The sequence below is a fragment of the Bacillus sp. MZGC1 genome (genome assembly GCF_002998605.1).
Classification (GTDB): domain Bacteria; phylum Bacillota; class Bacilli; order Bacillales; family Bacillaceae; genus Bacillus.
The window spans coordinates 150,420-163,466 of record NZ_PVRE01000001.1 but is presented as its reverse complement, the minus strand read 5'-3'; the positions used below and the strand labels follow the sequence as shown (position 1 = coordinate 163,466).

Below are 13,047 nucleotides of genomic sequence, written 5' to 3'. Positions count from 1 at the left end.
TTCTTTTATTCCGTCAAAAGGCTGGCTCTAACCGCTAACACCCGCTTTTCCTTCGTTGTTTGATCCACCAAAGCAAAATCACCGTTCTCATACGCTAGAGAAAATACTTCTTCGATATGAAAAACACCTGTCTGAAACCGCCTGCTCAATAAATGCAATGCCGCAGCAGAGGCGACTTGAGCTGTTGCTTGAGACTCATCGCGTCCTTTTATTCCAAGCGCTGCTTGATGAATCTTGTTCCCGTCCATTCCTGTAGCCTCCACTTTCACTGCATATTGATCTGTTCCCATTTGAGCAGATTGAATCATGGAAATGGCTCGTTTCTTGATTTTCGGCACAGTGAGAAGGGACGTCATTCCGAGACTCCTTGTGAAGGCAAATGCACGCGTCGCCGCGCGGGAATCAAAACAAAGCCTTGTCGTCACAGAAGGCACGCGGAGCGTCGAAGGCAATGTCTGCTGATCAGAGAAGGGGAACTGATAGGCATGCCGCTTTCCAAGACTTCCACCAAAGTCTATCCGTTTACCTCCAGTAAAGCTTTTGACTCTTTTACGCTGATGATGCTTAGTAAGCACATAGTCAGTATGGACATGATCAAGCGTCCATTCAATAGCGGCTTTTCCATGCTGATCACCCAACCCAAGCATAATCCCTATATCTATTTGATTCACTGATGAGAGCATAGATGCTGCTTTCGCTGCCAATAAATTCGTAAGGCCAGGCGCAAGCCCGACACTGAGCAAAGCCGTTGCACCGATGTGCCGCTGATCCAGCTTTGCCACCTGCTCCATGTACGCCCCTTTCGCGGAGATATCAATATAATCAATGCCTGACCGCAGAACTGCTTCAGCAAATGACGGATCTTCTTGATCAAGACACATGATCACCAGCTTTGTTTTATCCATCCAGTCCGAATATAGCGGCTCACTGACATCTAGTTGATAAGGACGAACTTTCCCTTTTGACTGGCGTGAAAATTTCTCTGCCTTCTCATAGCTTCTGCCTGCCGCAACAATTTGTCCCGGATACACTTCACTTAACTGCAGACATATTTGCTGTCCAACATGTCCATAGCCGCCAATCACCATCACCTGTGATCTCATTTCTCATCCGCCTCTCTACGACCTCGCTTGCAAACAAGCCCTTTGATCATTCCTGCCTGAAAATAAGGTCTGATGTCTTCAAATCCCGCTTTGATTAAATGCTCTCTTATCTCTTCCTCAGGAACAGGGTGTGTCGCGTGTCCCAGCCTGTTTTTAAAGGATGTAAACACTTCTTTTTCTAGACCCTGCCGCTGCATGAAAAGAGAAAGCATGTAAAGCTCCTGTTGAAATGTATGGGACTTCATCTCTCCCTGTATAAATGCCAACACAAGCGGTGCATCTGGTTGAAGCCTGCGGGCAATCTCCTCTAAAAAGGGCTGGCGCTTTTCTATAAAATGAATCACAAGCAAACTCATCGCTGCATTGTAAACAGGTTCAGCAGAAACCTTATCTAATACGGTCTCATGCCATGTAACACGCGCCTCCATCTGAAGCTGTCCAACTCGCTGTTTCGCCATATCCAGCATAGAAGGTGACGGATCGATTCCTGTGATAAGCCAGTCTTCTTTTCTTTGAAGCATGTTGATGATCTCTTCGCCCCCGCCCGCTCCAACAGTCAAAATGCGAGAAGCCGCTCCCTTTACTTCAGTTTCTAATACGTCTATTGTCAACTCATGCAATAGCTGATAGCCGGGTACTTTATGAGCAATCGTGGCTGCGTATGATTCAGCTACGGGATCGTGCCAATGCTGGTTTCCTTTCATGTCCTTCTCCTCCAGTTCCTTTCCGCTTTACATCGTTTCCTGTACACTAACGGTATGACATCTTTATTGTAAAAAGAGACATCAAAAAACACGATCCCTAAAAGTGGGGATTTTTGAGGAGGAGATCATGTGACCAATCCAGCCACTCATTTTCAGCAGCTGAGACAACACATTCGGGACGAGCTTGCTGCCGTCCTTGATTTTGATGCCGCCTGTATCACGACCATTGATCCAGCCACTCTCCTCTCGACAGGTTCCTTCACAGATGAACCGATTGAAGAAATTCATGATCAGCTGTTTCAAAATGAGTTCTTAAAAAAGGACGTGCATCAACATGAGTCTCTAGCCAAAGGCCCTATTCATGCTGCGAGCTTAGTCCAAAGCGGGGAATATCTCAACAGTGATCGCTACAGAGACATTTTGTTGCCTAAAGGATGGTCTGATGAATTGCGGGCAGCCCTTGTGATTCAAGGAGAATGCTGGGGTATTGCCAGCCTATATCGTCTAAAGGACAAGGAACCTTTTCAAGAACAAGATATCCGAGCGGTCTTCGAACAAACGCCCAGACTCGCAGCCAAGCTAAGAGATGAACTTTTCAAGAAAAGAGATACTGAAGAGGATGACGCAGCGGAGCAGCAAGGTTTCCTCATTCTCTCACACGATTACAATCTTCTTTATGGAAATGAGACAGGGCTTCATTGGCTTCATACATTTCAAGCCTTTGAACAAATCCATGACAAGGCGACCATGCCGCGCCCGTTCAGAGCATTAGGGGCTAAACTTTTATACGGAGGTATCGACCAAACAGCGGCAAGCATGACGAGAATGCCTACGGGGCTGTTTCTCTCTCTTCAAGCATTTCGATTAGCGCAGGCAGCCGGGCAGGAAGAGGCTGTCATGATTCACATCAAGAGAGCCCAAACAAATGATATTCTTCCTTATGCGGCAAAAACGTACCGGCTGACAGAAAGAGAGATGAACGTCCTCGACTGCTTATTAAAGGGACAGTCTACAAAGGAAATCGCCAGTACTTTATTTATTTCAACCCATACCGTCCATGATCATGTGAAGGCGATGTTGCAAAAGACAAATTTGAGCAGCAGACGGATGCTTGTTTACTTTTTCTCTCACATATAAAAAAGCGGCTACCTCACTGGTAGACCGCTTTTTTGTTTATTTTCCTAAAACTAACTCATGCAGGACATGTGCTACTCCGGCTTCATTATTGGATTTTGTCACAACATCCGCTACTGCTTTGACATCATCAATGGCATTTCCCATGGCAACGCCGCAGCCCGCAAATTCCAGCATCGATACGTCGTTCCCATTGTCACCAATGGCCATGACCTCTTCACGAGCAATTCCCAGCTCTTTCGCTAGAAGCTTCACGGCGTTTCCTTTGCTGACTTCAGGATGCAGTATTTCAAGGAAGAAATCTGTGCTTTTCACCATCATGTACTTGTCTTTTACTTCAGATGGAATGGCTTGTATCGTCTTTTCCAACCGTTCTGGCTGATCAATATACATCATCTTCGGAAGTCTCATTGAAGGATCTGCCTCTTCAACAGGTAAATATTTAAGCGGCAGCTTTGTTAAATAAGATTCAAGTACTGTGTATTCACTAATATCACGATTCGGTGTGTACAAATGAGCGGAATCGAAATAATGCATCGGTGTATCGAGCTCACGGCTCAGCTCATATAAAGAAGTCAAATCATCATAGGATAATGTCAGTTCTGACACCACTTCATTTGTATGGCTGTTTTGGACAAGCGCCCCATTGTAGGCAATCACATAGTCTCCTTCTTGATTGAGCTGAAGATCATCTAGATAGCGATTCACTCCACCAATAGGTCGTCCTGTACATAATACAATCTTAACTCCCTCTGCCTTCGCCTGTTGAATGGCCTCAAACACCTCAGCTGTCACCATATGTTGATCATTTAATAACGTACCATCCATATCAATTGCAACTAATTTATACATTCACTGGTCCCCTTTTCTCAGCAAAAAACGTGCTGTCACTATTTTGAGCCATCATCTATATGATGACAGGCTATATCATTACTATTTACCTATTTTAGCCTATCGTTTTTTCATCACGCTGTCTACTTGTTCTCACCTGTAACAAAATTGTCATCTGCCTACTCTATTATATCGTATTCTATTCATCCTGCTTTAAACAGAGTTTGTGCCCTTTTCCAATGGGAAAATGAAAACAAATGTTCACGACTGAACATTTTGAAACTAGCAAATCTAATTGTATGATGGATAGCAAAGAAAGGAGGTGCAGGGAATGATTACGTTTACTAGAGGTAAATTGTCAAAACTGTCTGGTGTGCATATTGAAACCATTCGTTTTTACGAAAATGAGGGTGTGCTCCCCGAACCAAAGAGAGCACATAACGGCTATCGTTTATATGATAAAAAATATGTACTCATGCTTTCCTTTATCACAGAAGCAAGAAAGCTAGATTTCTCACTCAAAGAAATTCGCGAAATTATCAAATCACTATTTGAAAAACAATCAAAAACAGAAGCTGAACAGCTGCTCGAACAAAAAGTTGAGGATATTCAACACTCCATTCAAGAGTTAAAAAAGAGGAAGGCTGCCATTCAATTGTTAACAAAACAAACATTAGCGGACATCAGCTAATTGTAAGGGCTGCCAAAAATGTGCCGGTGTTTGCCACTGGCACCCCTCTCCGCCCAGGCCTCAAGTGCACGTGTAATTCAAACATCAGTTATACTAGAGACAGCTTTACTTGATATCAAACGAGTGGAAGGGGTTTTGAGTAGAATGAACATTGCAACCATTGGAACAGGTGTGATTGTGGAAAGCTTCTTGCAAGCGATTGAACAGCTTGAAGGCGCTTCTTGTCATGCCGTCTATTCAAGAAAGGAAGCAACGGCAAAGAAGCTCGCAGACCAATTTGGTGTGAAAACAACTTATACGGACTTAACGGCTATGCTAGAAGATCCGAACATTGAAGCCGTTTATATTGCATCACCGAATCGTTTACATAGCGAGCATGCCGCAGCTGCATTGGAACACGGAAAACATGTGATTTGCGAAAAGCCTTTCACCTCTAATGTCAAAGAGCTGGAAGCCTTAATCGCACTCGCAAAGGAAAAGCAGCTTCTCTTATTTGAAGCCATTACGACCGTTCATATGCCAAACTATCATTTGATTAAAAAGCACCTTCATCAATTAGGTAAAATCAAACTGGTTCAATGCAACTATAGTCAATATTCAAGCAAATATAATCAGCTGCTAGCCGGCGAAACGCCAAATGTCTTTAACCCTGAATTCTCCGGAGGAGCGTTGATGGATATTAATATCTATAATGTCCATTTCATCATGAACCTCTTCGGATCACCAGAACAGGTCCGCTACCAGGCAAACCGTCACCCAAATGGCATCGATACATCTGGTGTTTTGACTTTCACCTACAATGATTTCATTGCGACAAGTGTCGGCAGTAAGGATACAAGCAGCATGAATTTTGCATTGATTCAAGGAGAAAAAGGCTTCATTCATGTGAAAAATGGGGCGAATGGCTGCGAGGAAGTGTTACTTCATGTGAATGATCAGGTGACCTCACTCAATGCACAAACAAATTCAAACCGCCTGTTTTATGAAACAGAAGCTTTTCAGCACATCATTGAAACAAAAAATTATGAACAGTGCTATGCATGGCTTGATGAAAGTCTCTCTGTAATGAAAGTCCTTGAAGCTGCAAGAAAAGATGCAGGCATTGTTTTCCCAGCAGATCAATTTTAATGAAAAAACCGCCGTCTATGAGAGGGCGGTTTTTGGTGATTAAATACTCTTTGAATAGGCCACAAGGCGCTGAGACATGTGGTTCACTTCATCGACTGAAGCATTTACTTGCTCTGTTAAAGCAGCCTGTGTTTGTGTAAGAGCTGTCATGTTCGAGATATTTTCAAGAATTTCATCAATTTGTGTTTTCATTTCTGTTAAACTAGATTCGATATTCTCCGTTGCATTGGCACTATGAAGCGCCAGCTTACGCACTTCATCTGCAACGACTGAGAATCCTCTTCCTTGCTCACCAGCTCTCGCTGCCTCGATCGCAGCATTTAAACCAAGCAGGTTCGTTTGGTTCGCTACTTCTTTGATCAAGTCAGAAATATTTTTCGTCTCATCTGCACTATTTTTTGCTAGATTGGCAGCAGATGTTGACTGCTCTTGTGCGACAGCAAGCTCTTGCGCTTGGTTTGTCACAGAGCTGATGCCTGATACCATCTCGCTGATCGAACTTGAAAGCTGTTCTACTTGTGAAGCCATTTCATTCGCTGTTTTCTCTTTGTTTTTCTCTAACGTGATGTCACGAATGGTTCCAGCCACACGAAGAGGAACACCTTTTTCATCACGAATGGTTTCACCACCTGCATGATACCAGCGATACTCGCCATTTTTGCTCTGCAATCTGTAATCAATGTCAAATGGTGTGCGTCCAGAGTGATCATTTAAATGATCTGCAAAAGCTTGGAGAGCCTTTTCTTGATCCTCAGGATGCAGGCGATCGCTCCAGCTGCTTAACACGTTCGGGAAATCCTTTTCATCCGTAAAACCAAGCGTTTTTCTGAACTGCGGGGACCACCAGAACTCGTTATTCGGATTGACTGGATCGCCGGCCTCTACGACCATGTCCCAAGGAGCTTCCACAAGCGCACGGTTGATCAAGTCATATCTCGTCACGAATGCTTGCAGCTCTTCTTCTTTCAATTTCTGATCATGAATATCAAAAAGAGCTCCCGCTACACGAAGAGGGACACCATTTCGATCACGAATGGTCGTGCCAGTTGCTTTGAACCAGCGATAATCTCCGTTTTTCAACTTCAAGCGATATTCGATATCATATGGTGTACGTCCCGAATGATCCAATAAATGCGAAGAGAATGCATTTAAGGTATATTCTTGTTCATCCGGATGGATTCGAGATGCCCAGCTGTCTAAAACATTTGGAAAATCGTGCTCATTTTGAAAGCCGATCATTTTGCGGAAATCCTCCGTCCATGTGAACTCATTTTTTGGATTGACCGGATCTCCAGCGACAACGATCATATCCCATAAACCAACTTGAATGGCTTTTGTCACTAAATTCATCCGCATTTGAATATCTTCATTTACTTCCTGCATCTTTTGCAAAGCTTCATTTATTTGGGCTACTGCTTCAATCGTTTGACTTGAAGAGAATGCAGCAGTATCTATTCTTGCTGAAAGGTCTCCCTTCTCAATTCGTTCTACTAATTGACTGCTTTCATTTAAAAGGGTTCCCGACGATGAATCATTCGCTTTTCTCATAAACATCTTTCATAACTCCTTTCACTTCTTCATACATTTTTGAAATATTTTACAGTTATAAACAATTCTTTATTAGGACTTTAGTATTACAAAAGATATATCGACAAAAACTGAAAATTGTTTATGTCATAATTAAGGCAAATGTTCATTTTTTCACGAAGTTTCAGATTTTGGTGATGGATGATGGAAAGGATTTATGGAAAAAAACGGCTCATTTGAAAGAAACAACCGCCTTTTTTGTCTGAAAAATCTCTTTTTTTATATTGACACTGACGTCCCGAAAAAAGAAAATGGAACATAAGCATTTTTAAAAAAGGAGAACGTCATGAGCGCGAATCAGGAACAACAAGAATTAAAAAAGCTTTTATCACCGCGTCACATTCGCATGATTGCATTGGGCGGGGTCATTGGTACAGGAATTTTTAAAGGAAGTGCCGATACAATCGGTTTAGCAGGTCCAGGGGTCATCTTTTCCTATGTATTTGCCGGATTATTATTGCTCATCGTGATGGCAGCCTTAGCTGAAATGGCGATTGTCTATCCGGGAAATAACCTTCGCGACCTGATACAGATTGCGCTTGGTCAACGTTTTTCATTTGTCGTCGGCTGGGTTTACTGTTTCATGTGGCTCACTGTGTGTGTCATTGAGATTATCGCGGCAGGCAGTTTGCTTCAATACTGGATGCCGAACGTGCCGCTATGGTCACTATGTTTACTCTGCTCACTCTTAGTCATCGGAATTAACTTAAATAATGTAAAATACTTTGGTGAAATTGAGTTTTGGTTCGCTGGAATGAAGATTTTCGTTATTATTGTGTTTATTATTCTTGGTGCAGCCCTATTATTTGGGATCATTCCGAACGAACAAAGCACACCTGCACTCACCAACTATCAAAACTTCGTCCCGAACGGATGGGGTGCGATCTTTGCATCTTTATTAGTCGTTATCTTCTCTTACGGGGGCTCTGAATTGATCGGGCTGACCATTACAGAAACAAAGGATGCCGAGAAGGTCTTGCCTGGTGTTGTTAAAAGTATGATGTGGCGTATTATCTTATTTTACACTTTGCCGATTTTGATCATCTGCGGACTCATTCCTTGGAATCAAATTGATCCAAATAACAGCCCATTTGTTCAAGTCTTTTCAGCAGCCGGTATGCAAGGCGCCTCTCACTTCATTAATTTTGTATTAATTACAGCCGTTTTATCTGCGGCCAATTCTGGCATTTATGGAACGACGAGAATGATGCATTCTCTCTCTAAATCAGATGGCGGTCCGAAAAAGCTGGCACAGGTCAATAAAAGAGGCGTACCCATTTTGAGTTTATGGGTGACCGTTCTGTTTCTTCTAATCGGAACATTCTTTGCTTACTTATATCCAGAGCAAATTTTCAGCTATATGCTGGCTATTCCTGGTTTTGCTGTTTCACTCATTTGGATTAGCATTTGCATGGCACATCTGAAACTTCGCCCGAAATATCCACAGGAGCCGTATTTTAAGGTGTGGCTGTTTCCGTATTTGACTTTATTTGCAGGTCTTGTACTAAGTGTGAGTTTTGTGATGTTTCTATTCAGACCAGAAAACTTGCCTAGCTCGATTATCAGCATCGGTTTCTTAGTCGCAGCCATCATTGCTTCATTCTTAATGAAAAAGAAGGCTTAAACGCCAAAACCCGCCTAATGGCGGGTTTTTTTCATGAGCTGCTGGCTTCTGTTACTTCAAAATCAACCGACGCTTTTCGGATACCGTTGATGATAATCGATAAAGTATGGGTTCCCTCATAATGTTTTCTCGTCGTCATATTTTGAAAAGACTGTGACCTGACGAATTCTCTATGTAATGCTGAGCCTGTTTCAAACTCTGTAATTTTAAATACCTTCTGATTGCGGGTCCCCCGAGCTTTGACGTAGTCTATGGCATACTCTACACGCAGCTTTAGCGGCTTATCGGCCTGAAGTGTAAAATGAAAAGTCATTTTCTCACCGATCCGAATAGGGTCTTGTACTATCTTCAAATCCGTTACCTGAACGGATGGATCGTCTCCATAGCCAAACAAAGCCATGATATCTGGGTCTCCTTTTTTGAGTAAAGTACGGGATGCATGTTTGACAATCCAGTTCGTATGTTTGTTAGTTCCATACCAGTTTTGAACTGTCTGCTTCATCAGATCAGGCTGAATTGCTGAGATATCATTTAGATGGTTCGCCACACTTTTTTGCACATACCGCGCCGAGTCAGACTTCAAATTTTCCAAAATCAGCAGTGTGACCGAAGGATTTTTTTTAAGCGAAGGAACAGATAAGCCCCATGGCAGGCGCGGTCTGCAGCCTTCACTAGCAAGCCTCCGTATATGCTCATTTTGATCCTGAGACCATACGAGCATTTGCGCCAGCATTTTGTCTTGATCTTGAATCAGAAATGGCCGAACGGCAAATTCAGAAGTGGAAAAAGGCGTGAAGAATTCGAGCGCCTTGATCGAGAGATCCCAATGTGCAAGGCCATATGTCTCGACATAGTCTGGAAATACGAGCGCACTAAGCCCTGAAAAATGCGGGGCTGCCTGACGCAGTACCTCAATTGCCTGCTTATAATCCTCAGGCAGACAGGCATGCATCGATTCAGTGACTCTTCTCATCCGTCCTTTTAACTCAAGCTGCTGCCAATCCTCTTGAAGCACGAGCCGCTGGAATTGCTCAGCATCAAATCCAGTCGAAGCCTGTACAAGTTTCTCCGCTAATTCTTGAATAAATAATTCATGGTACACATGTTTTAATGGTTCGATCGTGTCCGCCTCCCACATCTCAATATCATTATTTTACCCCAATCTGAAGAAAGTGGTATCACAACAAGCAAAAACAGCCCAATTCCAAAGAACCAGGCTGTTGTTCGCTATATAAACATATTAATGATCATAATAAATGCAATAGCACTAACGGAAATGATCGTCTCCATAGCCGTCCATGTCAAAAACGTCTCTTTAATGGTCATACCAAAATACTCCTTGATCAGCCAAAAACCAGAGTCATTGACGTGAGATAAAATTAACGAACCCGCTCCTGTGGCTAACACAAGCAGCTCTCTGCTCACATCCGGCATAGTTGCAGCAATTGGGGCTACAATACCTGCTGCCGTCATCATAGAGACCGTCGCAGATCCTGTTGCTACACGAATCACCGCAGCAATTAGCCAGCTTAGCAAAATCGGTGAAATCGGCGAGTGTTGGGCTACATCTGCAATATAATCACCAACGCCCGAATCAATGAGCACATTATTGAAAGCCCCGCCTGCTCCAATGACAAGCAAAATGGAAGCGATTGGTCCTAAGCACTCGTTGCTAAATGAAAGCACTCGGTCACGGCTCATTCCTTGCATAAAGCCAAGACTGAAGAAAGAATACACCGTTGCAATCAGCAGTGCTGTAATTGGATCCCCGATGTACTTGAATACCTGGAACCACATATTGTCCTCTGGTAAGATAATGTCCGCCAATGTGGCAAGAAGCATCAGAATCACCGGCACCAATATGGTAATCATCGTATTCGCAAAGCCGGGGAGCCTTCGATCTTCATTTCGTTCAGTGAATTGCTTCCTCAGCATCTCCGGAACTGGTTTATGTATCCGTTTTCCAATCCACTTACCATACAGCGGTCCAGCAATAATCGCTGTCGGCAATCCGACAATTATAGAAAAGAAAATGGTTTTCCCCACGTTGGCATGATAGATGCCAACGGCTGCCATTGCCGCTGGATGAGGCGGCACTAGTCCATGCACGACAGACAAGCCAGCAATTAACGAGAGCCCAATTGTCACGAGCGAGATGCCTGTTTCAATGGCAATTGTAAAAAGTAAAGGAATGAGAAGAACGAAACCGACCTGGAAAAAGACAGGTATCCCCACGATAAAGGCAACAAACATCATTGCCCAATGCACATTTTTCGTCCCAAACCGGCCGATTAAAGTTTGAGCTATCCGCTCTGCTCCCCCTGATTCAGCCATCATTTTCCCAAGCATTGTACCAAGCGCTAGAACAATGGCCAGCAATGATAACGTATTGCCTAATCCCGTTTTAATCGATTGAATGATTTCCTGCAAATCCATTCCAGTAGCAAAGCCCACTAGCATAGAAGTAATAATTAAACTCACAAATGGATTCAGCTTAGCGATTGTAATGAGAATGAGTAAAAGGACAATCGCCGCAATCACGATGAATAAAAGCATGTTCTCCCACCTTTTCCCTGATGTTTAACGATTTTGTTTTAATTGCAGCGCACTAATGACATCAAATTCATCCTTCAGTTTATCGTAGAGACGCTCATATAAATAAAACAGCTCTATGTAAGTTTCATTGTTCTTCATATTAGGTTCATGACGGGCAGAGATTCGAATCCACTCTTGAACCTCTTCTATCTCTTCCATATGACCTAAACTATGAAGTGCGAGGACAGCCGCCCCAAGTGCTGACGCTTCATAACTTTCTGGAACAAGTACTTCTCTGCCCATCGTATCCGCTAAAATTTGCCGCCACAGCGGTGATCGTGCAAATCCGCCCGAAGCTCTGACATCCTTTGCAGAACCGGTTAAATCTCTTAAGGCAACACCGATCGAGAAAACACTCATAATGACGCCTTCTAACACAGCTCTAATAAAATGCTCCCGCTTATGCTGGAGACCGATCCCAAAGAAGGTGCCTCTCGCATTTGGATTCCAATAAGGTGCACGCTCACCCGATAAAAATGGCAGAAACAGCAGTCCCTCTGAGCCTGCTGGAATCTTTTCCGCAATATCCATCATTAAATCGTAAGGGTCCACACCAAGGCGCTTTGCTACCTCCACCTCTGAAGATCCAAATTCATCCTTCAGCCATCTCAGCATGATCCCGCCATTATTGGTCGGTCCTCCCACAACCCAATGTTTATCTGTCAGCGCATAGCAGAACGTTCTTGATTGCTCATCTGTGATTGGTTTGTCTACAACCGTACGGACCGCACCGCTTGTCCCAATCGTAACAGCCACCTCTCCTTTTCCAATCGCGCCAACACCTAAATTCGCTAGAACGCCATCATTCGCACCAATCACAAATGGTGTATCTTCTTTAATGCCCATGCGCAGTGCAATCTCAGGCTGAAGTCCTCTCAGCTGATACGTCGTTGGGACAAGTTCAGACAGTTGACTGGCTTCAATTCCAGCAATACGAAGCGCCTGTTCATCCCATTGAAGCGTTTCCAAATAGAACAGACCTGTTGCTGAAGCGATTGAATAATCGACGACATACTGACCGAAGAAATGATATAGAATATATTCTTTGATAGAAATAAATTTCGCTGCCTTCTTGAAGAGATCAGGTGCCATTTCCTTGATCCAACGTATTTTTGAAAGCGGTGACATTGGATGGATCGGTGTACCTGTCCTTTTATAAATGTGGAAGCCATCCATATCTGATAAGATTCGTTTCGCTTGTTCTGCACTTCTGTTATCTGCCCAAATGATACTGTTCGTTAACGCCTTGCCATCCTCATCCATCACAATTAAGGAATGCATCGCAGTACTAATCCCGATGCCGATGAGATTTGCTACATCAAATGCTGCTGTCGTCAATGCACCTCTTACACTCGCAATGACGGCTTCTAATATCTTTTCAGGGTCCTGCTCAACCCATGCTGGCTGGGGCTGAATGAGATCATAAGGTACTGAATGCTTCGTTATTACTTTCCCCTGTGGTCCAAACAGAACCGCCTTTGTACTTGTTGTTCCAATATCCAAACCAATTACCGCCTGGTTTCCCTTCATCTGTATCACGCCCAATCATTGATTTGAAATCAGATATGAAGTTTTTGATATACCTGTTAAATCCCATTATAAAAATAATTTTTTCGACATTCAACGACCGAAAAGAAAATTATTTTCATC

11 protein-coding genes are annotated in these 13,047 nt (G+C 43.3%); 4 read left to right on the top strand and 7 right to left on the bottom strand.

From position 1 onward, the window contains the following. Positions 1-5 precede the first annotated feature (5 nt). Complete coding sequence (locus C6Y06_RS00760; RefSeq protein WP_106036374.1) at positions 6-1,103, bottom strand: saccharopine dehydrogenase family protein; 1,098 nt, start codon at positions 1,101-1,103, stop codon at positions 6-8. Further along, positions 1,100-1,807 (bottom strand): class I SAM-dependent methyltransferase, encoded by a 708-nt coding sequence (locus C6Y06_RS00755; protein ID WP_106036373.1) that lies wholly within the window; start codon positions 1,805-1,807, stop codon positions 1,100-1,102. The genes C6Y06_RS00760 and C6Y06_RS00755 overlap by 4 nt, the downstream gene beginning before the upstream one ends. 129 nt (positions 1,808-1,936) lie before the next feature. On the opposite strand from C6Y06_RS00755, the gene C6Y06_RS00750 reads away from it, so the two are divergent. Further along, positions 1,937-2,944 (top strand): helix-turn-helix transcriptional regulator, encoded by a 1,008-nt coding sequence (locus C6Y06_RS00750; protein ID WP_034660509.1) that lies wholly within the window; start codon positions 1,937-1,939, stop codon positions 2,942-2,944. A 36-nt stretch (positions 2,945-2,980) separates the two neighbouring features. Here C6Y06_RS00750 and yidA read toward each other — a convergent pair whose 3' ends face one another. Next, positions 2,981-3,793: a sugar-phosphatase gene (gene yidA / locus C6Y06_RS00745; RefSeq protein WP_034660510.1), complete on the bottom strand. Its 813-nt coding sequence runs from the start codon at positions 3,791-3,793 to the stop codon at positions 2,981-2,983. Positions 3,794-4,103: 310 nt separating this feature from the next. On the opposite strand from yidA, the gene C6Y06_RS00740 reads away from it, so the two are divergent. Then, a complete protein-coding gene (locus C6Y06_RS00740; RefSeq protein ID WP_034660511.1) occupies positions 4,104-4,463 on the top strand; it encodes a MerR family transcriptional regulator in 360 nt (119 codons plus the stop codon). Between the two features lie 144 nt (positions 4,464-4,607). Continuing rightward, complete coding sequence (locus C6Y06_RS00735; protein ID WP_095285598.1) at positions 4,608-5,591, top strand: Gfo/Idh/MocA family protein; 984 nt, start codon at positions 4,608-4,610, stop codon at positions 5,589-5,591. 39 nt (positions 5,592-5,630) lie between these two features. Here the strand turns inward: C6Y06_RS00735 and C6Y06_RS00730 are convergent, their stop codons facing one another. After that, a complete protein-coding gene (locus C6Y06_RS00730) occupies positions 5,631-7,145 on the bottom strand; it encodes a methyl-accepting chemotaxis protein (protein ID WP_106036372.1) in 1,515 nt (504 codons plus the stop codon). Between the two features lie 319 nt (positions 7,146-7,464). On the opposite strand from C6Y06_RS00730, the gene C6Y06_RS00725 reads away from it, so the two are divergent. Next, complete coding sequence (locus C6Y06_RS00725) at positions 7,465-8,802, top strand: amino acid permease (RefSeq protein WP_034660513.1); 1,338 nt, start codon at positions 7,465-7,467, stop codon at positions 8,800-8,802. 31 nt (positions 8,803-8,833) lie between these two features. Here the strand turns inward: C6Y06_RS00725 and C6Y06_RS00720 are convergent, their stop codons facing one another. The 3 genes from C6Y06_RS00720 to gntK all read right to left on the bottom strand — a co-directional run bounded on the left by C6Y06_RS00720 (position 8,834) and on the right by gntK (position 12,927). Next, complete coding sequence (locus C6Y06_RS00720) at positions 8,834-9,940, bottom strand: DNA alkylation repair protein (RefSeq protein WP_106036371.1); 1,107 nt, start codon at positions 9,938-9,940, stop codon at positions 8,834-8,836. Positions 9,941-10,029: 89 nt separating this feature from the next. Continuing rightward, the gene (locus tag C6Y06_RS00715; protein WP_106036370.1) at positions 10,030-11,358 is read right to left on the bottom strand and encodes a GntP family permease; all 1,329 of its coding nucleotides are present in this window, start codon (positions 11,356-11,358) and stop codon (positions 10,030-10,032) included. Positions 11,359-11,382: 24 nt separating this feature from the next. Beyond that, entirely contained in the window at positions 11,383-12,927 is a 1,545-nt protein-coding gene (gene gntK, locus C6Y06_RS00710) for a gluconokinase (RefSeq protein ID WP_106036369.1), read from the bottom strand. Positions 12,928-13,047: the final 120 nt, after the last annotated feature.